Genomic DNA, 18,853 nt, shown 5'->3' with positions numbered 1-18,853 from the left:
GTAGTGCCGCTCGGCGCCGCCATGTAGCCCAATCCAAAAGCCTGCGAGCGTGCTCGGCACCGCCATGCTCCAACCCAAAGCGTGCCGAGCAAGCCCGGCACTACAAAGCGCGACGCAGCGCGGCTATCGTTGCGGCATGCCTCGCAACCCTGAAATTTCCGCTCCGTCGCGCTGCCTCGCTGCGATGGGCGCTTTGCTGGCCGGATCGTCCGTTGCGCTGTCCGCGTATGCGGCGCATGCCGCGCACGATGCGGCGCAGGCCTCGCTGTATGTCGCCGCTGCGCTCGGCCTGGCCCACGGCATCGCCCTGTGCGCGCTGGCGCCACAGGCGTCGCGGCGATTGGCGATAGTCGCCCTGGGCGGGTTGCTGTTGGGCACGCTGCTGTTTTCCGGGGGCATCGTGTTCCGGCATTTCGCCGGCTTCTCGCTTGGCCTCACGCCGTCTGGCGGCGGGCTCATGATCCTGTCCTGGCTCGTGTACGCAGCCGACGCCCTGAGGCGATAGCCATGCCCCGACACAGTCGTGGTTTCGATACCGATGCCGCCTTCGCGCACCTGAGCAAGTGCGATCGCAAGCTCGGCACGTGGATGAAGAAACTCGGCGCGATCGAGCCCGATCCGCGCTGGCGGAAGCGCTTCGATCCGGTCGATGCGCTGGCGCGCGCCATCCTGTACCAGCAGCTGAGCGGCAAGGCCGCATCGACGATAGTCGGCCGCGTGGAAACCGCCATCGACAGCGACCGCTTCCACTGCGACACGCTGGCGCGCATCGATGACGCCAGCCTGCGCGGCTGCGGCGTGTCGGGTAACAAGGCGTTGGCCCTGCGCGACCTGGCGATGCGCGAATCGCGCGGTGAAATCCCCGACCTGCGCCGCATGTCGACGATGGACAACGACGCGATCATCGATGCGCTCACGCCCATCCGCGGCATCGGTCGCTGGACAGTCGAGATGATGCTGATGTTCCGCCTCGGCCGCCCCGATGTACTGCCCGTGGACGACCTGGGTGTTCGCAAGGGCGCGCAGGTCGTCGACAAGCTCGACGAGATGCTCAAGCCGAAGGAGCTGGCCGAGCGCGGCGAGCGTTGGGGGCCGTACCGGACCTACGCCAGCCTGTACCTGTGGCGCATCGCCGACTCGGCGACGAAGGCGAAGGAGCCGGTCAAGCGCTCGCAGGAGTAGCCGGTGGCAATCGCCGCGCGCTGCTCACCGGTTGGAGCCCAGCAGCGTCATCAGGCTCATGAAGGCGCACACCAATCCCTGCGCTAGCAGGAACACGATGACGCCCACCGTGCGCGGGCCCGCCGCGACGCCGCGTCCCAGCCACCAGAACGCCGCCGTCACCGATACGGCTACGACGAGGTAGCCGAGCAGCAGCGCGATCACGATGTTGCCCGCGGACTTCACCGACAGGCCATTGGCCGTGCTCGCACCGATTGCGAAGGCGATGAAGTCGGTGATGCCCACCATCACCAGCAGGGCCAGTGCCCACAACAGCCATTTGATCGCCGGGTTCATCGCGTCTCCATTCGTGTCGGTGATCGCCACCGATCTGCACGCGCGTCTCCACACCGACTACGTCAGATGGCAGCGCGAGCTGAGATCGCGCGACATGCCGTTGCGACACTCATCGTCAGCGTAGGGTGGGCCCAGGCCCGCCTTCAATGCTGCGCAATCCAGTAAGCGGCGTAGGGCGGGTCTCGACCCGCCTTCGAAGGTGCCCATGCGCCAGTGGCGGGTCGAGACCCGCCTTACGTTACGGACCTTGCCACCGCCAATGCCACGGTTCGTAGACGATCCCGTGCGGGTTGTCGCGCGGATAGCTCATCGCGAAGCCATATCCGTCCGCGTTGTCGCGCAGCCAGGCGAACGCGCGGGTGCGTTCGAAGGATTCCTCCGCCGGCGGTTCGTCCAGTGTGCCGATGTCGAGCGCGCGGCCCGAATGGTGCTCGCTGAAGCCGGGCGCGGCGTTGACGGTGAGGATCTGCTCCACCGACTGCCCGCGCGCGAGCTTGCGTTCGAAGATGCCCAGTTGGTAATCGTGGCTGCGGTAGCCGGAAATCGACTCCAGCACGACGCCTTCGCGCACGGCCGCCGATTGCATCGAATGCCAGGCGCGCGCGGCCGGTGCGACCAGCCACAGCGGCCGACGATAGCGATCCGGGCCGGCGTGGGTGAGGATGACCGGCTCGGCCACCAGCGCCAGTCCGGTGCGTTCGCGATAGTCGTCCTCATCGAGCCCCAGTGCGTGCAGGCGCTCGTGGAGACGATCCAATGGCAGTTCGCCGATCGCATCGATGCCAGCGCGAGCGTGTTCGGTGACCTGGTCGAGCGCGGCGAGCGCAGGTTCGATGCCGGCTTCATGGCGCAGGCGCGGCACCATCGCCAACAGGCCTTCGGGCAGGTCCGCGGCCAGGTACTGCCCGTCGCGCTTGCGGCGCAGCACGTGGCGCGCACGCGACAACGCCCGCGCGTCCGCGTTGCTGCGTGCACGCAGCAGGTTGCCCGGCCAGATCTCGATGTCGGGCGTGTTCAGCAGCAACCGGGAAGCAGGGCGCATGGCGGGAGTTCCAGGATCGACGCGGCTAGGATCGCGCCGCTGCGTCGTCGCCACAAGCGGCGCCAACGATGGTCGTCCGCATGCAGGCATCGAGGTGCGTGGCGATCCGCGCGTGTTCCGCAGGTTGTCCCGGCGACTTGGCTAGCGATGTTCGCGCCACGTCATCAGCGCGAGTCCACCGGCGATACCCGCAGCGATGAAGCTGATCCACGGCGCGATCGTGACGCCGTTGACGATGACTTCCCAGCCCAGCACTGCGCGGGTGAGCTGCAATGCGGCGATGGCGGCCAACAGCAGGCAGGCGAGGGTAGTGAACGGTTTCATGGTCGTTCTCCTTCGCGCGGAGTGCGCGCATCAGTGACGAGGGTCGGCCGCGCCGCGCAGCGCATCCAGCAGTGCCTGCGGCTGCGCGAGGCTGAGCAGCAGGCGACGGCCGGAGCGTTCGCCCAGCACCAGCACCTTCGATGTATCGGTGACGAGCAGGAACGCACGGCTGCGATCGCGCAGGCGGAAGTGGCCCAGGCACAGGCCCGGCAGGCGCGTGCCGAAGATCTTGATGAAGGGGCGCAGCGTGTCGTGTTCGCGCAGGTCGACGATGCGCGCCGTCGCCAGGTCAAGGTCCGCAATGGCGACGGTGCGCGAATTGATTCCCGCGAGTACTTTCAGGTTGCCGCCCGCCAGCGTCACGCGGCGACGGCGCAGGATCGGCAGGATCACCGCCACCAGCGCGATCGCGCCGACCAGGACAGGCACCAGGGACAGCGTCTGCTGGTGCTGCGCGATCATCACGGCGGCGCCACAGGCCACGCCGAGTGCCGCCAACCCGAACAGGGCCCAGGCAAAACGCATGTCGGCGTCACGGATGGCGAATTCACGGTCGCTCATGGCGAATCTTCTTCCGGTGGAGTGGTGTCGCCCGGGGACGGGAGCCGTCCGGCCTTGCGCAGCGCATCGCGGAGTAGGTACTCGATCTGCGCATTGAGGCTGCGCAGTTCGTCGTCCGCCCAGCGCTGGGCGGCCGCCAGCACCTGGGCGTTGATGCGCAGCGGATAGGCCTTCTTCTCCGCCATCGCCGCTTACCTGTCGCGGTTGCGGTTACGGCGACGACGCGCCGCAACGGCGATCAGGATGATCACGATGATGGCGCCGGGAACGAAGGTGGTGGTGTCCATTGCCGGCGCCTCAGTACAGCGTGCCGGCGTTGACGATCGGCTGCGTGGCGCGCTCGCCGCACAGCACCACCAGCAGGTTGCTGACCATCTGCGCCTTGCGCTCCTCGTCCAGGTGCACCACGCCGTTCTTCTGCAGCTCGGCCAGTGCCATCTCGACCATGCCCACGGCGCCGGCGACGATCCGCGTGCGCGCCGCGATGATCGCGTTGGCCTGCTGGCGCTGCAGCATCGCCTGGGCGATTTCAGGTGCGTAGGCGAGGTGGCTGATGCGCGCGTCGATCACCTGCACGCCGGCGTCGGCCAGGCGTTCGGCCAGTTCGTCCTTGAGGTGCTGACTGATCTCGGCGGCATGGCTGCGCAGGGCGATCTGGCCTTCCTCGTGCTGGTCGTAGGGATAGCTCGTCGCCATCGTGCGCAGCGCCGATTCGGTCTGGATGTGGACGAAGCTTTCGTAATCGTCGACGTTGTAGACGGCCTCGGCGCTGTCCACGACCTGCCAGACGATGACCGCGGCGATCTCGATCGGCGAGCCGTCCAGTTCGTTGACCTTGAGCTTGCCGCTCTCGAAGTTGCGCACGCGCTGGCTGACCTTCTTCTTCGAGTAGAAGGGGTTGTTCCAGCGCAGGCCGTTCTCCTTGACCGTGCCGACGTACTTGCCGAACAGGCTCAGCACGGCGGCCTGGTTGGGTTCGACCATGTACAGGCCGAGCAGGCTGAAGCCAGCCACGATCGCGATGCCGATGGCCAGCACGAGCGCAGCCGGCGACTGGTCGGCGATGCCACTGACGAACAGGTAGATGGCGACCAGTTCCGCCGCCAGCAGGCTGAGCAGGGTGGGGATGCCGGGGAGGGAGCTGATGGGGTTCTCTTTCATGAGGGTTCTCCTGAACGTGCCAAGATTATTGATATCAATTTGATATCAAGTCAATGGATGCGCCGACGAGCGGTGTCTGGCTGGACCCGCAACCCCGTTCGAACAGCGGCCGGGACGCCTCAAGTGAAGGGCCGGGGATGCAGTGGGAGGGGTTCAGGACGCACCGGAAGGCGTCCACGATGCATCGAGAGGGTCCAGCGAGGGGCGAGAAGGGGCCGGCGAAGGTCGAGAAGGGTCCGGCGAAGGTCGAGAAAGGTCCGGCGAAGGTCGAGAAGGGTCCGGCGAAGGTCGGGAAGGGTCCGGCGAGGGTCGAGAAGGGTCCGGCGAAGGTCGGGAAGGGTCCGGCGAAGGTCGGGAAAGGTCCGGCGAGGATCGGGAAGGGTCCGGCGAGGATCGGGAAGGGTCCGGCGAGGATCGGGAAGGGTCCGGCGAGGATCGGGAAGGGTCCGGCGAGGATCGGGAAGGGTCCGGCGAGGATCGGGAAGGGTCCGGCGAGGATCGGGAAGGGTCCGGCGAGGATCGGGAAGGGTCCGGGCCCGCCCGCGCCCGCCGCGCTACGGCGTGATCCGGTACAGCGGTGCCGGCACGAATTCGCTGGTCGCGTAGAGGCTTTTGCCATCCGCCGCCCATCCCAGCGCTTCGGCCTGCGGGAGCAGTGGCAGGGTCTGCACCTTCGGTGCACGGAGGAGCGCCTGCGCCCAGCCTTCGCCGGGCTTGCGGCCGTACAGCAGCAGGTCGCGATAGGTCATCACCGCCAGGGTGCGGCCGTCGGGAGACAGGTCGGCGGCGGTGATCCGGCGCAGCTCCCGGGCCTGTGGGTCGCGCCGGAGCTCCGCCGCGCCCGGCTGGGGAATCCCGGACAGTGTGGTGACCAGGCGCGCGGTCTGCACTTGCGTGTTGTCCGGCCGCAGCGGCAGCGAGAACAGTTCCGGCGGCTGGCGCTTCTTCGAGACCAGCAGCACCTGGCCGAACGCGGCATCGACGGCGACGGCCTCGCAGTCGCGCGGCCCGTCGGGCCAGCGGAAGGTGATCGACCAGACGGGCTTGAGTCGCGCGTTTTCCAGCGTCGCCGGTTCCTCCAGCACGTGCAGCTGCAGGGTGTGGCGCAGGCCGCCGTTGTCGCCGGTGTCGGCCAGCAGCAGGTAGTCGTGGCCATCCAGTCGGAACGCGGCCAAGTCTTCCCAGTCGGTCTTCGGCACGCCTTCCACGCGCAGCGTCGCCAGGCGGCTGCCGCTGGCATCCACCGCGAACAGGCGCGCGGGATTGCCACCGTCGTCGTGCATCCACAGCACGCCCTTGTGCCGGCGCGATGCCGCCAGTCCGCTGATCTCCGCCAGCTGCGCATCCACCATCACGCCCGACAGCACGGCGCCGCTCGTGGCGGGCGCGTCCACGTCCTGCCGTGAGCACGCACCGGCGAACGCACCGGCGAACGCGCAGAGCAGGGCGGCGGACAGCAGCGATAGGGAGGCGCGCGACATGCCTGAAGCATGGCATGCAGTCCTGTCTGCGGGCCATGCCACTCGAGGACGTGCGACGCCGCGTCATCGCAAAGTCGCGAATGGACAGATGCTCCCTCAGCTGGCCTAGCGTGCGTGGACCGGCGCGGCCTGCTCGGCCTGCGTTGGCAGGCCCTAAACTAGCGGCCCCTTCGATCCTCCCGCACAACCACCATGACGATGCTCGGTACGCCACTTTCCCCGCATGCCTTCCGCGTGCTCCTGCTCGGTTCGGGCGAACTGGGCAAGGAAGTCGCCATCGAGTTGCAGCGCTTCGGCGTGGAAGTCATCGCCGCCGACCGCTACGCCAATGCGCCGGCGATGCAGGTCGCGCATCGCAGCCACGTACTGGACATGCTCGACGGCAACGCGATCCGCGCCCTGGTCGCCCAGGAAAAGCCGCACCTGATCGTCCCGGAGATCGAAGCGATCCACACCCAGACGCTGGTCGAACTGGAGGAGGAATTCGCCGCCGCCGGCAACACGGCGCATGTGATTCCGACCGCGCGCGCCGCGCGCCTGACCATGGATCGCGAAGGCATCCGCCGCCTCGCCGCGGAAACGCTGGGCCTGCCAACCTCGCCGTACCGTTTCGTCGACACGCTGGAAGACTATCGCGAGGCGGTGAAGGCCATCGGCCTGCCGTGCGTGGTGAAGCCGGTGATGTCGTCGTCGGGCAAGGGCCAGTCGCTGGTGCGCACCGATGCCGACATCGACACCGCGTGGGACTACGCGCAGACCGGCGGCCGTGCCGGCGCCGGGCGCGTGATCGTCGAAGGCTTCATCCACTTCGATTACGAAATCACCCTGCTGACGGTGCGCCATCGCGATGGCACCAGCTTCTGCGATCCCATCGGCCACCTGCAGCGCGACGGCGACTACCGCGAAAGCTGGCAGCCGCAGCCCATGTCCACGAAGGCGCTGGAACGCGCGCAGCAGATCGCGAAGGCGATCACCGATGACCTCGGCGGTTGGGGCGTGTTCGGCGTCGAGCTGTTCGTGCAGGGCGACGAAGTCTGGTTCAGCGAGGTCTCGCCGCGCCCGCACGACACCGGGCTGGTGACGCTGGTCTCGCAGGACCTGAGCGAATTCGCGCTGCACGCACGCGCGATCCTCGGCCTGCCCATTCCGGTGATCCGCCAGCAGGGCGCTTCGGCGTCGTGCGCGGTGCTGGCGCATGGCCACGGCGTTCCGGTGTTCGACGGCGTCGATGCGGCGCTGGTACAGGTCGACACGCAGCTGCGCCTGTTCGGCAAGCCGCGCGTGGAAGGACATCGTCGCGTCGCGGTGACGCTGGCACTGGCGGGCGACATCGAGCAGGCGCGCCAGCGCGCGCGCGATGCCGCCGGACAACTCACGATCGAACTGCGCTGAGGAAACCCGATGAACGATTCGCGTGGCTATGTGGTGTTCTTCTTCCCGCAGGCGCTGGAAGCACTCGGCGAGCCGATCAAGCCCTACCTGCTCGGCACCGCCGGCAACGAGTACGTGTTGTGTCGCGAAGTCGACACGGCGGGCGCACTGATCGAGATGACGCTGGACGGACAGGCGCACGACGGCAAGGTGGTCCAGGTCGAGCTGATGGTGCCCAGCCAGATGGTGCGGATGATCGTGTCCGCGCATGGCGACGAGGATTTCGGTTTCCACCCTCGCGTTGCCGTGAAGGACGCGCCTGTTGCCGCCACCGCGCCGCCGGCTGCGGTCGCGCCAGCAGTGGCGCCGGCAGATGCCGCTGGGACGACTCCCGCGGCAGCACCGGCTCCCACGCCCGCCCAGCCGTAATCCGGGCAAAAAAAAGGGCCCGCGGGATACGCCTTGATGGCGGCGCACCCGCGGTCCCTCGGAGAGACGGGTCAGCTGTTGTCGCGGATGTCGCTGCTCGTGCCGTTGCTGGTGACCGAGGCAATGCCCTGGTCGCGCGAGCCTTCCGATGCATACATCTGGCTGGTGCCGATCACCTGGTGGTTGCCGGCCTTCAGCGTGAAATAGAACTTGCCGTTCGCCGCCGCGGCGCGGTTGTAGCGATCCGCATTGGCGGCGTTGGCTTGCACTGACGCAATTCCCGCCTGCGCGGCGGCCTTGGTGGTGTACATCTCACTGCTGAGCACGGTCTCGGCATTGCCTGCCTTGAGCGTGAAATGGAACTGGCCGTTTGCTGCCTTCTTCAGTTCGAACCAGCCAGCCATGGGTGCTCCTGTCATCGGTTGAGGTTGGGCACAGCGGGGAAACGGGCGTCAGGTCTGCGGCCACGACACAGCACCATCGCGAACGTTCAGGCCGCGTGACGGAAGCAGGTAATCCAGCAGGAACTTTTCCGCTTTGGGACCGACGTCACCGGCAGGCGTGACGACGTCGCCGCTTTCACGGCAGGGCGGAGTCTCGTGTACGCACAACGACACCAGTGCTGCGCGGCGCGAAGCCCGCGATCCGCGGATGCAGCAGGAGCAGATCGATCGCGCCGGAGCCCGCGCCATGACGGCTTCGGCGTTGAGGTCGCCGGCGAAGATGCCAGCGGCACTGAGCGCGGCCGCTACAGCGTGCAACCCAGCGGTGCGAGTTCTTCCCGCGCCACGTCCGCGGTAATGGTGCAGGCCTGGGGCAGGGTGGTGCGGTGCTCGGGGTTGGCGGCGTCCGCCTTCCAGGTGGAGAACAGCTCGCGGGTTTCGTCGATCAGCAAGGCGCGCTTCACATCAGGCAGCGTGCCGCCCTTGATGCAGGCGTGCACCTTGCTGAGGTAGTCGTCGCACTGGACGATGCCGATGAGGTTGGCGCCGTCTTCGTTGCTGTTCTTGCTTTCTGCGGGCGAGCAGGCGGTGGTGGCGATGCAGAGCGTCGCGACGGCGAGGAAGCACGCGGGAAACAGGGCAGGGCGCATGGGTGGGGACTCGCGAGGACGGGGCAGGCGCCGCGCGTCCCTGCGCGGTCCACCGGACACGCAGCAGTAAGAGGCAGATTTGTTACGTGGTGATGAACGTCGCATCGGTGGTGCGACGAACGTCCGCTTCCGCCAGGCGGCATCAGGCGCGCGCGTGCCGCTTCAGCCCGCGATCAGTCGTCGGAGAAATCCAGTTCGTGCCACTCGCGTCCGTTGAATCCTTCCAGCGGCCGGAAGCGCCGCTTGTAGTCCATCTTGCGATGACCACCAATCCAGTAACCCAGGTAGAGATGCGAGCGACCGCTGCTGCGCGCCCATTCGACCTGCTTGAGGATCGCCAGCGTGCCCAGTCCGCGATCGGCGTACTCGGGGTCGTAGAACGTGTAGACCGCCGACAGTGCGTTGTCGACGACGTCGGTTACCGCGACGGCAAGCAGGCGGTGGTCCTCGCGCAGTTCGATGAAGCGCCCCTGGCTCCAGCTGCCGACGAGGAACTGGTCGAACTCGATGGCGCCGTGTCCGTCCATGCCGCCGCCGCTGTGGCGATCAGCGAGATAGCGCCGGTACAACTCGAGCTGCTCGTCGGTGCGTTGCGCGGGACACACGCGCATCTCCACGCGCGGGTTGCGTGCCAGGCAACGCCGTTGGCTGCGGTCGGGCTGGAAGCGCGCGACCGGAATGCGCACGGCCACGCAGGCGCGACAGTTGTTGCAGTGCGGGCGATAGACGATGTCGCCGGAACGGCGGAACCCCCATTCCAGCGCCAGCGGATACCACTGTCCCATGCGCGGATCGCGCGGATCGAACACCAGGTCGCGGGCGACACGCTCGGGCCAGTAGCCGCAGGCGTGTTCGGTCGTCTGGAACAGGCGGAAATCGTCGGCGAGCGTGGGATCGTTGCCCATGGCCCCAGCATAGCGCCCGCCCGCGATCAATTTACGAGTGACCCGCCCCCGATGAGCCATGAACGCCCTTGGCAATGAGGCCGCGCGGGCGGCCCCGCCCCCGATGAGTCATGAACGCCCTTGGCAATGAGGCCGCGCGGGCGGCCGGGGAAGGCAAGCGTCGACGGCTTCACCGCAACACAACAGCTACCCGCCGCACCAGAGGCCCCGTTCACGCACATCACGGATGCCCCGGCCCCCGGCGACACGTCAGCCTCAGCCCGACATCCCGAACGACGCCACGTGGCGCAGCACCTTCGTCACCTGCCAGGCACCGTCCACGCGCCGCACTTCCAGCGTCTTGTAGTGGGCGAACTCGCCGTGGTGGAAGGATTCGAACTCCACCGTGCCGCTGTCCTTGCCGGTCGCCTTGAACCCGTACACCGAAGCGATCAGCGCCGGCTTGCCGGTCTTCGCCTGGTAGCTGCCCTTGTCCGGGTTGAAGTCGCGCACGCATTCCGACGCCGGCACCACGGTGGTCGCCGGGCGCTGGATCGCCGCGATCACCGACGCATCCGCATCGACGCCGTCCACCGACAGGCACAGCACCATTGCCTTGGTGGTGAGTTCATTCGCGAACACCACCATCGCCAGCGAATCGGGCGTTCCGCCGACGCGCTGGGCGGTAGCCGGTTTTGCGTCCGCTGCCGGTCGTGTCGAGTGACAACCGCGCAGCATCGTCAGCACGGAGATCACGGCCATCGCCAGCAGCAGGCCGACCTTGATGCGGAACATCCGCTTCTGCGCCGGCGTCTTCGTGTAACGGGCTTCCTCATTGCGGAAGCTCAGCGGCACGAAACTGTCGGTCGGCCGCGTGGATTCCAGCAAGCCCTGGTCGCGCAGGATCTCTCGCGCCTGCAGCTGGTCGTTGGGCGACACCACCCACACGGCCGGCTTGGGTACGTCCTGGTCGCTGTAGCTGTACCGCGAGCGCATCGAGCCCTTGTAGGAGCGGCCATCGGTGATGCGGACCTCGATGCCGGCATCGCGCAGCATCTGCGCGACGGCTTCCACGTTCTCGAGGCGCGGACTGCTGAAAACCTGGCGCATCGGTCAGCCGCCCTTCGCTGTGTTCGTCACGACGCGGATCAGGCCTTCCTGCGCCGTGCTGGCGACGAGATGGCCGTGGCGGTCGTAGATCATGCCGCGCGCCAGGCCGCGGCCGTGCTGCGCGCTGGGGCTGTCGATGGAATACAGCAGCCAGTCGTCGGTGCGGAAGGGACGGTGGAACCACATCGCGTGATCGAGCGAGGCCATCTGCACGTTCGGCTGGTAGTAGCTGATCCCGTGCGGAAACGTCGCGGTGCCCAGCAGATGGAAGTCGGAGGCGTACGCCAACAGCGCGCGATGCAGTTCCGGCGCGTCGCCGACCGGCTCGGTCAGGCGGAACCACACCTGCTGGAAGGGCGGACGCTTGGGCGGGTTGAGTTCATCGCGCGGGTAGACGTGGCGGATCTCGAACGGCCCCTGCCGCGATACCCAGCGCTGCACCTTGGTCGGCAGCGAGGCCAGCACCTCCGGCGCCAGCGCGGCCGCGGGTTCCAGGTCCTCGGGCTTGGGCACTTCGGGCATGGACAGCTGGTGCTCGGCGCCGCTCTCTTCCTTCTGGAACGAGGACGCGAACACGAAGATCGGTTGCCCGTGCTGGATCGCGGTGACGCGGCGCACCGAGAAGGTGCCGCCATCGCGGGTGCGGTCGACGTCGTAGATGATCGGCGATTCGATGTTGCCGGCCTTCAGGAAGTACGCATGGATCGAATGCGCGGCGCGCGGCTCCTCCAGCGTCGCCTGCGCAGCCGACAGAGCCTGCCCGAGCACCTGTCCGCCGAACACGTACTTGGTGCCGATGTCGCGGCTCTGGCCGCGGAACAGGTTGTCCTCCAGGCGTTCGAGCGAGAGCAGTTCGATGAGCTCGGAGACGGGGGAGGTCATGGGGCGGCCTGGCCTGTTCTGGAGTGGAGCGAGGGTGCGGATTATACGAGGCCGAATCCCTGACCCTGCTGCGTGATGCGGCCAGTCTGGCGAAGCGCCTGACCACATGCTCGATCGCTGTGCTAGCGGATGACGTTGTTGAATGGGGTTGACGCAGTAGGGCGGGTCTTGACCCGCCTCGTGGAATCGCGGCAAGACCCGCTGCTTGAATCGCGGCAGCGGCAAGGCGGGTCGAGACCCGCCCTACGGCAGCAGCCGTTGCAGCCGCACGGCGTCCAGCACGCGCGGCCAGGGGAACTGCGGGCCGGGATCGCGCTTGCGCGGGACCAGCACCGTCGGGTCGTCGATGGCGGTTTCCTGCTCGGTGTCCAGGTCCTCGTGCCCGGCGATGAGCTGGAGCGCGGGCAGCTGCGCCTTCAGCTGCGCCAACAGCGCCAGCAGCGCCGCGATCTGCGCGTCGGTATACGGCTCCGACATCGCCTGGTGCTGCGAATCGCGCCAGTGCGGGTAGCGGCCGGTGTTCACCAGTTCGATCCCGACCGAGCGCGCGTTGTAGCCACGCACGTGGTGGGCGATCCGCTGGGGCGACACGTACTGGAAGACGGTGCCATCGCGGTCGATGTAGTAGTGGCCGCTGTTGCCCGTGCCCGATCCGTACAGCACGCGCTCGCCGTATTCGCGCGCCAGTGCCATGTCCGGGAGCTCGGTGCAGTGGATCACTACCAGGTCGATCTGGGACAGCGGACGCGCATCCAGCTGGGCCTCGTAGGGCAGCGGATCGACCGTGACGGGCAGCGGCGGAAGGTCGGGCAACATGGCCCGGATGCTAGCATTCACCGATGTCTTCACCCGCCCACGACGCTCCATCCCGCCCTGCCGGAAGCCGCCTCCGCGGCCATTGCATCCTCTGCCACGGCTTCGAAAGCGGCCCTGATGCAACCAAGGTCACGGCCCTGGCGGAGGTCGCCGAGCAGTTGGGCTGGACGCACGAACGCCCCGACTTCACCGACCTGGATGCCCGCCGCGACGTCAGCGCGCTGGGCGATGTTCCCGCGCGCGTGCAGCGACTGCTTGCAATCGCTCGTGCGGCCGCCACGCGTGGTCCGCTGGTGCTTGCCGGCTCCAGCCTCGGTGCGTGGATCGCCGGGCATGTCTCACTGGACGTGCCGGTCGTGGGCCTGTTCCTGATGGCGCCGCCCATCGCACTGGACGCCGCGCATCCCATCGATGCCGCACGCGTGCCGACCAGCATCGTCCACGGCTGGGATGACGAACTCATTCCCGCCGCGCAGGTGGTGGAGTGGGCGCAGGCGCGCCGCGCCCGCCTGTTGCTGGTCGACGATTCCCATCGCCTGTCGGCGCACGTCGCAGGCAGTGCGTCCGCCTTCGCCCAACTGCTGGAATCGCTGTGAAATTTTTCGCCAGTTGCGGCAAGGGCCTGGAATACCTGCTCGCCGAGGAGCTGCTCGCGCTTGGCTGCGCGCGCGCCACGGCCACCATGGCCGGCGTCAACGTGGAAGGTTCGCTCGCCGATGCGCAGCGCGCGGTGTTGTGGTCGCGCCTGGCCAGTCGCGTGCTGTGGCCGTTGTCCGAGTTCGACTGCCCCGACGATCGTGCGCTGTACGAAGGCGTAAGCGCCCTGCCATGGACCGAACACCTCGCCCCAGGTGACACGCTGGCCGTCGACGCGCATGTTTCCGGCGATGCCATCACGCATGCGCGTTACGCCGCGCAACGGGTCAAGGACGCCGTAGTCGACGTCATGCGTGCGCAGACCGGCGCGCGCCCCGACGTGGACGTCGAGGATCCGGACCTGCGCCTCAACCTGGTGGTGCGCAAGGGACGCGCGGTCGTTTCCATCGACCTGGGCGGCGGACCGATGCATCGTCGCGGCTGGCGACGCACGCAGGGCGATGCGCCGCTGAAGGAAAACCTGGCCGCAGCCGTATTGATGCGCGGTGGTTGGCCCAAGCTGTATGAGGAAGGCGCGCTGCTGGACCCGATGTGCGGTAGCGGCACGCTGGTGATCGAAGCGGCGTTGATGGCGGCCGATGTTGCGCCGGGCCTGTTGCGGCACGGCGGCTTCCTGCCGACGCAGTGGCGCGGCTTCGATGTCGCGCACTGGAACAGCCTGTGCGAAGAAGCGCGTCGCCGCGAAGGTGTCGGCCGCGTGGCATTGCGCCCCGTGTTCCGAGGCAGCGACATCGATCCGCACGCGATCCGCGCGGCGCGGGAAAATGCGCTGTCGGCGGGCGTCGACGATGCGATCGAGTGGAAAGTCGCGGACGTGCGGGCGCTCACCGATGTCTGGCCGGAGCACGCCGAACGCGGCCTGGTTGCCTGCAATCCGCCCTACGACGCGCGCCTGGCCGCGGATCCGGCGCTGTATCGCGGGCTGGGCGATGTGCTCAAGCGCGCGGTGCCCGGTTGGCGCGCCAGCCTGTTGTGCGGCGATGCCGAGCTTGCCTACGCCACTGGACTGCGCGCGGCGAAGAAGTACCAGCTGTTCAATGGCGCGATCGAATGCAGCCTGATCGTCATTGATCCGGTTGCGCCGCCGCAGCGTGAACGCAGCGAACAGCAACAGACGCTGTCCGAAGGCGCGCAGATGGTCGCCAACCGGCTGCGCAAGAACCTGCGCAAGTTGAAGTCCTGGCGTGAGCGCGAAGGCGTGCAGTGCTACCGCGCCTATGACGCCGACCTCCCCGAATACGCCGTCGCCATCGATGTCTACATAACCGACGAGGCGACGCCGCGCACCTTCCTGCACGCGCAGGAATACGCCGCGCCGGCCGAGATTCCGCTGGACGTGCAGCGTCGCCGGCTCAACGAGGCCCTTGCGGCCGCACGAGACGTTTTTGCCGTGCCGCGCGAGCAGATCGCACTGAAGACGCGTGCCCGCGGCAAGGGTGGCAGCAAGTACGGCCAGTTCGATACGCGCGGTGAATTCGTTGTCGTGCGCGAGGGCAGGGCGCGCCTGCGCGTGAACCTGTTCGATTACCTCGACACCGGCCTGTTCCTCGACCATCGCCCGATGCGACTGCGCGTTGCCGACGAGGCGCACGACGCGCGCTTCCTCAACCTGTTCGCCTACACAGGCGCGGCCACCGTGCACGCAGCACTAGGCAACGCACGCTCCACCACCACCGTCGATCTCTCCGCCACGTACCTGCAATGGTGCGCGGACAACCTGAAGGAAAACGGCATCGGCGGCGCACGGCACCGGCTCGTGCAGGCCGACGCGATGGAGTGGCTGGAGCACGACGAAGGCGAGTACGACCTGATCTTCTGCGACCCACCGACGTTCTCCAATTCCAAGCGCGCCGACGATTTCGACGTTCAGGCCGCACACGTGGACCTCCTGCGCACGGCCGTGGCACGGTTGTCGCGCGAGGGCGTGCTGTACTTTTCCAACAACTTCCGCCGCTTCCGCCTGGACGAGGCCGCGGTATCGCAGTTCGCACGTTGCGTGGAAATCAGCGCGGACACCATCCCGCCCGATTTCGAGCGTGATGCCCGCATCCATCGCTGCTGGCGGCTGACCCGTTCGTGAGCAGGACCGAGAACAATTCCGCATGAAGCGACCCAAGCCTGGCGCGTTTACTTTTTTCCTGCAGTGGCTCAAGAACCCACTGCGTACGGCAGCCGTCGCGCCCTCCAGTGCCGAGCTGGCGGCCGCAATGATCTCCGAACTGCCTGACGGCACGCAGCGGGTGATCGAACTCGGTGGCGGCACCGGCGCGATTACGCGCGAACTGCTCGCTGCCGGCATCCGCGCCGATCGCCTGCTGGTGCTGGAACTCAACGAGGAGCTCCACGCCCACCTGCACACGCGTTTTCCTGGCGTGCACGTCGTGCTCGGTGATGCGCGCTCGCTGGCGCTGCTCGCGCACGAAACCGGTTACATGGACGAAGGTCCTGCGGATGCGATCGTGTCCGGGCTGGGCTTGCTGACCATGCCTCCGTCCCTGCAGCGCGACATCATCGGAGCGGCGTTCGAATGCCTGCGCGAAGGCGGCGTGCTGGTGCAGTTCACCTACGGGCCGTCAGCGCCGGTCTCCGACAGCGTGGTGCGTGAGCTGGGATTGAAGGTGCATCGCGGCGAGTTCGTCCTGCGCAACGTGCCGCCAGCGACCGTCTATGTTTACTCGCGCAAGGTGCTTCCCGCAGCCTGAGCTGGTTCCCGCTGCTCGCGATTCCAGTGGCGATCCGGTGGACATCCTTGGTCGGCCACGCGCGATGGCCGACAACACAAACAAGAACGCCGGCGCATTTCGGCGCCGGCGTCATATTGCTCGAGCGGTGATGTCAGTTGCTGCTGAGCCGCTCGCCCTCGAAGCGCAGGGACTGCGTCTGCTGCAGCGACTGCGTCAATTCTTCATCGGTCTTGGCCTGAACCCAGATATGGGCGACGCGGCCATCGGGCGTCTGCATCAGCGTCTCGCGTGCCTTGAGCTTGGTGCCGGCGATTTCGGCGCGGTACCAGACCACGTCCTTTCCATCCATGGTGCTGCGCTCGGCGCGATTGGCGTTCTTCGGCTTGAACGGGTTCTCCTTGGAGATGTTCAGCCCGAAGGCTTCCGTCCCGTCTGCGCGGAGGGCGCGGCAGAAGTCCGCTCCCGCGGCGACGCGGTGCTCCCAGGTCAGGCCAGTGTCTGCGGAGAGGTACGGGCAGGAGGTGCCTGCGCTCTGGGCCGAAGCGAGGCCCGCGATCGGCAGAAGCAGTGGCAACATCCAAAGTGGCTTGTTCATGGGGTTCCCCTGTTCGGATGTGAAGAGCCGGTGAAAGGATCCGACTCGGTACCGAACATAACGCCCAAACAGGTACTTGACAAATCGTCAACGACGTACATCACACTTTTTTGAAAAGTCTCGTTTGAAACGGTTTCCAAAGAAACAAACTCCTTAAAAATCAATCAGTTGCGAGCGCTCCGTTCATTTTTCCGGAAGGGGTATGAATTCGGTCTCCCCGGGCACTGCGCCAAATCGCCCGTTCTGCCAGTCGCTTTTCGCCTGTTCGATCCGTTCCCGGGACGAGGAAACGAAGTTCCACCACAGGTGGCGCGGGCCATCCAGCGGCTCGCCGCCCAGCAGCATCGCCTTGATCGGGGTCAGTGCCCGCAGGCGCGGCCGGGTGCCCGGATCCAGTACCACCAGGTGCTGTTCGGGGATGTCCGCGCCGTCCAGTTGCGCACGTCCTTCGAGGATGTAGAGCGCGCGTTCGGCGTGGTTGTCGTCTATCGCTACTTCGCCGCCGGCCTGCAGGTCCATCGCCACGTACAGCGTGTCGCTGAACACCGCTACCGGCGATTCCTCGCCGAACGAACGTCCAGCGACGATGCGCAGCCATGTGCCGTCGCGATGTTGCTGTGGTATCGACGCCGCGGCGTGATGGTGGAACGCCGGTGCCGTCTCTTCATGGCTGCGCGGCAGTGCGACCCACGTCTGCAAACCATGCAACGGGTGCCGATTTTCGCGAAATGCAGGCGGCGTCCGCTCCGAATGGGCGATGCCACTACCCGCCGTCATCCAGTTGACGTCGCCTGGCTGGATATCCTGCGTGCTGCCGAGCGAATCGCGATGCGTCATCGCACCGGACCACAGGTAGGTCACTGTCGCCAACCCGATGTGCGGATGTGGGCGGACATCCACGCCACGTCCGGCTTCGAACATGGCCGGACCCATGTGATCCACGAAGACGAATGGCCCGATCGAGCGCGCCTGCAGCGACGGAACGGCACGACGCACCTGGAAGCCGCCCAGGTCGTGGATGCGGGGTGCGATCACGATGGTCATGGCACGATGCTCATGGTGATGTCTCCCGATGTGCTCAATGCGGATCGATGCGAACGGTGGCGCGGGGGGACCCGCCCGGCACCAGCGAGACCAGTTGCAGTTGCCACCCACCGACCTGCGCCGAGAGCGTGCGTTCGGTGTTGAGCGTGATGCGGATACCGGCACCACCGTGCGGCGTGAAGGCGAACAGCACGTCGGCGTCGCCGGCGCGGATGCACTGCACGTCAGGCGGGCAGCGCGAATCGTTGGCGATCCCGGTGTAACGCAGCGTAGCGGCGTCGGGCAGTGTCACCTGCGCGCCCACCGTCATGGTGAACTCACTGCCAGGCGTGATGCCGCCGCCGCTGGCGCAACCGGAGGCAAGAGCAAGCGCGGCGAATGCGAGCAGGCGGGACATGGCGACTCCTTTGGATCCGGAAGGCGCAGCCTAGCGCAACGCGCATTCCGGAGATGTCATGCCAGCGATGTCGTGCGCCTGGGGGGGCTCGACGCCGTACACGTTAGCTCAGCGAAGTCCTACTCGTCGCGCCGTGAAGCGATCCGGTCCGCCAGGCGCGTGGGTTCGGGAAGGCGATAGGTCGTGACCCAACGCATCACCAGTTCCGGCGCGGAGGCCATGGCTACGCGATGACCGGGCGACACGACCAGCGGCAGGCAACCGGGCTTGCTCCGCAACAGCCAGCCGATCTGTTCGCGGCCGTCGCGCAGCGTCGTGAACGCACCGCGCATCTCGTGCAGCGCTGTCGAGGTGGTTCCCACGAGCACCTTCTTCGCGACGCCAATCGTCGGCAAGTCCGTGGCGACGCCAAAGTGCGCGGCGATGCCCAGCCTGCGCGGATGCGCGATGCCCTGGCCATCGATCAGGGCGATGTCCGGTCGGATAGACAGCAACGCCAGCGCGTCCAGCAATGCAGGCAACTCACGAAAGCTGAGCAGGCCGGGGATGTACGGCATCCGCGTCGGCATGCGCACGACGTGCGATTCCAGCGTCTCCAGAGTGGCTGCATCGATCAGTACGGCCGCCGCACGGGTGGTGGCGCCATCGTCCTCGAAGCCCACGTCGAAGCCGGCGACGGTGCGCAACGGTTTGCTGAATTCATCCTTCAGTCGCACGTGTCCGGCCAACTGTTCCTGCAGCTCGCGCAGGGGCGCTACCTCGCCGTCCCAGGGAGGGATGAAGGACGTATCCATCAAGGCGCAT

24 protein-coding genes are annotated in these 18,853 nt (G+C 67.1%); 7 read left to right on the top strand and 17 right to left on the bottom strand.

Annotated elements, in window-relative coordinates; all coding sequences use genetic code 11:
* The first annotated feature begins 136 nt into the window (after nucleotides 1–136).
* Both ACYVD7_RS12665 and ACYVD7_RS12660 read left to right on the top strand, forming a co-directional pair.
* Nucleotides 137–505 (top strand): DUF423 domain-containing protein, encoded by a 369-nt coding sequence (locus ACYVD7_RS12665; protein WP_460763790.1) that lies wholly within the window; start codon nucleotides 137–139, stop codon nucleotides 503–505.
* A 2-nt stretch (nucleotides 506–507) separates the two neighbouring features.
* Nucleotides 508–1,182: a DNA-3-methyladenine glycosylase family protein gene (locus tag ACYVD7_RS12660; protein WP_460763787.1), complete on the top strand. Its 675-nt coding sequence runs from the start codon at nucleotides 508–510 to the stop codon at nucleotides 1,180–1,182.
* Between the two features lie 24 nt (nucleotides 1,183–1,206).
* Here ACYVD7_RS12660 and ACYVD7_RS12655 read toward each other — a convergent pair whose 3' ends face one another.
* The 7 genes from ACYVD7_RS12655 to ACYVD7_RS12625 form a co-directional block, all read right to left on the bottom strand.
* Nucleotides 1,207–1,518: a hypothetical protein gene (locus tag ACYVD7_RS12655; protein WP_460763785.1), complete on the bottom strand. Its 312-nt coding sequence runs from the start codon at nucleotides 1,516–1,518 to the stop codon at nucleotides 1,207–1,209.
* Nucleotides 1,519–1,756: 238 nt separating this feature from the next.
* Nucleotides 1,757–2,560 (bottom strand): M15 family metallopeptidase, encoded by an 804-nt coding sequence (locus ACYVD7_RS12650; protein ID WP_460763782.1) that lies wholly within the window; start codon nucleotides 2,558–2,560, stop codon nucleotides 1,757–1,759.
* Between the two features lie 141 nt (nucleotides 2,561–2,701).
* Nucleotides 2,702–2,884 carry a hypothetical protein gene (locus ACYVD7_RS12645; RefSeq protein ID WP_460763780.1) on the bottom strand — a complete coding sequence of 61 codons (183 nt, stop codon included), beginning with the start codon at nucleotides 2,882–2,884 and terminating at the stop codon, nucleotides 2,702–2,704.
* 30 nt (nucleotides 2,885–2,914) lie between these two features.
* The gene (locus ACYVD7_RS12640) at nucleotides 2,915–3,445 is read right to left on the bottom strand and encodes a PH domain-containing protein (RefSeq protein WP_460763777.1); all 531 of its coding nucleotides are present in this window, start codon (nucleotides 3,443–3,445) and stop codon (nucleotides 2,915–2,917) included.
* Entirely contained in the window at nucleotides 3,442–3,630 is a 189-nt protein-coding gene (locus ACYVD7_RS12635; protein ID WP_460763774.1) for a type II toxin-antitoxin system antitoxin, read from the bottom strand. Before ACYVD7_RS12635 ends, ACYVD7_RS12640 begins: the two co-directional genes overlap by 4 nt.
* Before the next feature lie 112 nt (nucleotides 3,631–3,742).
* Entirely contained in the window at nucleotides 3,743–4,606 is an 864-nt protein-coding gene (locus ACYVD7_RS12630) for an SPFH domain-containing protein (RefSeq protein WP_460763771.1), read from the bottom strand.
* A gap of 554 nt (nucleotides 4,607–5,160) precedes the next feature.
* Nucleotides 5,161–6,087: a hypothetical protein gene (locus tag ACYVD7_RS12625; RefSeq protein WP_460763769.1), complete on the bottom strand. Its 927-nt coding sequence runs from the start codon at nucleotides 6,085–6,087 to the stop codon at nucleotides 5,161–5,163.
* A 192-nt stretch (nucleotides 6,088–6,279) separates the two neighbouring features.
* Here ACYVD7_RS12625 and purT point away from each other — a divergent pair, with 192 nt between their 5' ends.
* Both purT and ACYVD7_RS12615 read left to right on the top strand, forming a co-directional pair.
* On the top strand, nucleotides 6,280–7,479 hold the full coding sequence (purT, locus tag ACYVD7_RS12620) for a formate-dependent phosphoribosylglycinamide formyltransferase (protein ID WP_460763766.1): 1,200 nt from the start codon (nucleotides 6,280–6,282) through the stop codon (nucleotides 7,477–7,479).
* A 9-nt stretch (nucleotides 7,480–7,488) separates the two neighbouring features.
* Nucleotides 7,489–7,887 carry a hypothetical protein gene (locus ACYVD7_RS12615; protein WP_460763764.1) on the top strand — a complete coding sequence of 133 codons (399 nt, stop codon included), beginning with the start codon at nucleotides 7,489–7,491 and terminating at the stop codon, nucleotides 7,885–7,887.
* Nucleotides 7,888–7,958: 71 nt separating this feature from the next.
* On the opposite strand, the gene ACYVD7_RS12610 is transcribed toward ACYVD7_RS12615, so the two are convergent.
* From ACYVD7_RS12610 to ACYVD7_RS12585, 6 genes are all read right to left on the bottom strand, one after another.
* Entirely contained in the window at nucleotides 7,959–8,291 is a 333-nt protein-coding gene (locus ACYVD7_RS12610) for a YegP family protein (protein ID WP_460763762.1), read from the bottom strand.
* A 344-nt stretch (nucleotides 8,292–8,635) separates the two neighbouring features.
* Complete coding sequence (locus ACYVD7_RS12605) at nucleotides 8,636–8,980, bottom strand: hypothetical protein (RefSeq protein ID WP_460763759.1); 345 nt, start codon at nucleotides 8,978–8,980, stop codon at nucleotides 8,636–8,638.
* Nucleotides 8,981–9,153: 173 nt separating this feature from the next.
* Nucleotides 9,154–9,885, bottom strand: coding sequence for an arginyltransferase (locus tag ACYVD7_RS12600; protein WP_460763757.1), 732 nt, complete (start codon nucleotides 9,883–9,885; stop codon nucleotides 9,154–9,156).
* A gap of 255 nt (nucleotides 9,886–10,140) precedes the next feature.
* Nucleotides 10,141–10,974, bottom strand: coding sequence for a hypothetical protein (locus ACYVD7_RS12595; RefSeq protein ID WP_460763754.1), 834 nt, complete (start codon nucleotides 10,972–10,974; stop codon nucleotides 10,141–10,143).
* Between the two features lie 3 nt (nucleotides 10,975–10,977).
* Nucleotides 10,978–11,856 (bottom strand): acyl-CoA thioesterase II, encoded by an 879-nt coding sequence (gene tesB, locus ACYVD7_RS12590; RefSeq protein WP_460763752.1) that lies wholly within the window; start codon nucleotides 11,854–11,856, stop codon nucleotides 10,978–10,980.
* Between the two features lie 243 nt (nucleotides 11,857–12,099).
* Nucleotides 12,100–12,672 (bottom strand): N-acetylmuramoyl-L-alanine amidase, encoded by a 573-nt coding sequence (locus ACYVD7_RS12585; protein WP_460763749.1) that lies wholly within the window; start codon nucleotides 12,670–12,672, stop codon nucleotides 12,100–12,102.
* A 23-nt stretch (nucleotides 12,673–12,695) separates the two neighbouring features.
* On the opposite strand from ACYVD7_RS12585, the gene ACYVD7_RS12580 reads away from it, so the two are divergent.
* Genes ACYVD7_RS12580 through ACYVD7_RS12570 form a run of 3 tightly spaced genes read left to right on the top strand, consistent with a single transcriptional unit; the run spans nucleotide 12,696 to nucleotide 16,031 of the window.
* Nucleotides 12,696–13,268, top strand: coding sequence for a hypothetical protein (locus ACYVD7_RS12580; RefSeq protein ID WP_460763747.1), 573 nt, complete (start codon nucleotides 12,696–12,698; stop codon nucleotides 13,266–13,268).
* Entirely contained in the window at nucleotides 13,265–15,409 is a 2,145-nt protein-coding gene (gene rlmKL, locus ACYVD7_RS12575) for a bifunctional 23S rRNA (guanine(2069)-N(7))-methyltransferase RlmK/23S rRNA (guanine(2445)-N(2))-methyltransferase RlmL (RefSeq protein WP_460763744.1), read from the top strand. Before ACYVD7_RS12580 ends, rlmKL begins: the two co-directional genes overlap by 4 nt.
* A gap of 22 nt (nucleotides 15,410–15,431) precedes the next feature.
* The gene (locus ACYVD7_RS12570; protein ID WP_460763742.1) at nucleotides 15,432–16,031 is read left to right on the top strand and encodes a class I SAM-dependent methyltransferase; all 600 of its coding nucleotides are present in this window, start codon (nucleotides 15,432–15,434) and stop codon (nucleotides 16,029–16,031) included.
* 133 nt (nucleotides 16,032–16,164) lie between these two features.
* Here the strand turns inward: ACYVD7_RS12570 and ACYVD7_RS12565 are convergent, their stop codons facing one another.
* The 4 genes from ACYVD7_RS12565 to nfi form a co-directional block, all read right to left on the bottom strand.
* Nucleotides 16,165–16,608, bottom strand: a complete 444-nt coding sequence (locus ACYVD7_RS12565) for a hypothetical protein (protein WP_460763739.1) — start codon at nucleotides 16,606–16,608, stop codon at nucleotides 16,165–16,167.
* Nucleotides 16,609–16,791: 183 nt separating this feature from the next.
* Nucleotides 16,792–17,652 carry a pirin family protein gene (locus ACYVD7_RS12560; RefSeq protein ID WP_460763737.1) on the bottom strand — a complete coding sequence of 287 codons (861 nt, stop codon included), beginning with the start codon at nucleotides 17,650–17,652 and terminating at the stop codon, nucleotides 16,792–16,794.
* Between the two features lie 34 nt (nucleotides 17,653–17,686).
* Nucleotides 17,687–18,049, bottom strand: a complete 363-nt coding sequence (locus ACYVD7_RS12555) for a hypothetical protein (protein WP_460763734.1) — start codon at nucleotides 18,047–18,049, stop codon at nucleotides 17,687–17,689.
* 119 nt (nucleotides 18,050–18,168) lie between these two features.
* Nucleotides 18,169–18,843: a deoxyribonuclease V gene (gene nfi, locus ACYVD7_RS12550; protein WP_460763731.1), complete on the bottom strand. Its 675-nt coding sequence runs from the start codon at nucleotides 18,841–18,843 to the stop codon at nucleotides 18,169–18,171.
* Nucleotides 18,844–18,853: the final 10 nt, after the last annotated feature.

It is taken from the genome of Lysobacter fragariae (assembly GCF_054779775.1).
Note: the sequence above shows the minus strand (reverse complement) of the source record. Positions and strands in the feature narration are given on the sequence as shown.

Excerpts from the sequence above, each read along its gene's own strand:
- ACYVD7_RS12665 (WP_460763790.1), top strand. The coding sequence starts at position 137 with ATGCCTCGCAACCCTGAAATTTCCGCTCCGTCGCGCTGCCTCGCTGCG.
- ACYVD7_RS12660 (WP_460763787.1), top strand. The coding sequence starts at position 508 with ATGCCCCGACACAGTCGTGGTTTCGATACCGATGCCGCCTTCGCGCAC.
- ACYVD7_RS12655 (WP_460763785.1), bottom strand. The coding sequence starts at position 1,518 with ATGAACCCGGCGATCAAATGGCTGTTGTGGGCACTGGCCCTGCTGGTG.
- ACYVD7_RS12650 (WP_460763782.1), bottom strand. The coding sequence starts at position 2,560 with ATGCGCCCTGCTTCCCGGTTGCTGCTGAACACGCCCGACATCGAGATC.
- ACYVD7_RS12645 (WP_460763780.1), bottom strand. The coding sequence starts at position 2,884 with ATGAAACCGTTCACTACCCTCGCCTGCCTGCTGTTGGCCGCCATCGCC.
- ACYVD7_RS12640 (WP_460763777.1), bottom strand. The coding sequence starts at position 3,445 with ATGAGCGACCGTGAATTCGCCATCCGTGACGCCGACATGCGTTTTGCC.
- ACYVD7_RS12635 (WP_460763774.1), bottom strand. The coding sequence starts at position 3,630 with ATGGCGGAGAAGAAGGCCTATCCGCTGCGCATCAACGCCCAGGTGCTG.
- ACYVD7_RS12630 (WP_460763771.1), bottom strand. The coding sequence starts at position 4,606 with ATGAAAGAGAACCCCATCAGCTCCCTCCCCGGCATCCCCACCCTGCTC.
- ACYVD7_RS12625 (WP_460763769.1), bottom strand. The coding sequence starts at position 6,087 with ATGTCGCGCGCCTCCCTATCGCTGCTGTCCGCCGCCCTGCTCTGCGCG.
- purT (WP_460763766.1), top strand. The coding sequence starts at position 6,280 with ATGACGATGCTCGGTACGCCACTTTCCCCGCATGCCTTCCGCGTGCTC.
- ACYVD7_RS12615 (WP_460763764.1), top strand. The coding sequence starts at position 7,489 with ATGAACGATTCGCGTGGCTATGTGGTGTTCTTCTTCCCGCAGGCGCTG.
- ACYVD7_RS12610 (WP_460763762.1), bottom strand. The coding sequence starts at position 8,291 with ATGGCTGGCTGGTTCGAACTGAAGAAGGCAGCAAACGGCCAGTTCCAT.
- ACYVD7_RS12605 (WP_460763759.1), bottom strand. The coding sequence starts at position 8,980 with ATGCGCCCTGCCCTGTTTCCCGCGTGCTTCCTCGCCGTCGCGACGCTC.
- ACYVD7_RS12600 (WP_460763757.1), bottom strand. The coding sequence starts at position 9,885 with ATGGGCAACGATCCCACGCTCGCCGACGATTTCCGCCTGTTCCAGACG.
- ACYVD7_RS12595 (WP_460763754.1), bottom strand. The coding sequence starts at position 10,974 with ATGCGCCAGGTTTTCAGCAGTCCGCGCCTCGAGAACGTGGAAGCCGTC.
- tesB (WP_460763752.1), bottom strand. The coding sequence starts at position 11,856 with ATGACCTCCCCCGTCTCCGAGCTCATCGAACTGCTCTCGCTCGAACGC.
- ACYVD7_RS12585 (WP_460763749.1), bottom strand. The coding sequence starts at position 12,672 with ATGTTGCCCGACCTTCCGCCGCTGCCCGTCACGGTCGATCCGCTGCCC.
- ACYVD7_RS12580 (WP_460763747.1), top strand. The coding sequence starts at position 12,696 with ATGTCTTCACCCGCCCACGACGCTCCATCCCGCCCTGCCGGAAGCCGC.
- ACYVD7_RS12570 (WP_460763742.1), top strand. The coding sequence starts at position 15,432 with ATGAAGCGACCCAAGCCTGGCGCGTTTACTTTTTTCCTGCAGTGGCTC.
- ACYVD7_RS12565 (WP_460763739.1), bottom strand. The coding sequence starts at position 16,608 with ATGAACAAGCCACTTTGGATGTTGCCACTGCTTCTGCCGATCGCGGGC.
- ACYVD7_RS12560 (WP_460763737.1), bottom strand. The coding sequence starts at position 17,652 with ATGACCATCGTGATCGCACCCCGCATCCACGACCTGGGCGGCTTCCAG.
- ACYVD7_RS12555 (WP_460763734.1), bottom strand. The coding sequence starts at position 18,049 with ATGTCCCGCCTGCTCGCATTCGCCGCGCTTGCTCTTGCCTCCGGTTGC.
- nfi (WP_460763731.1), bottom strand. The coding sequence starts at position 18,843 with ATGGATACGTCCTTCATCCCTCCCTGGGACGGCGAGGTAGCGCCCCTG.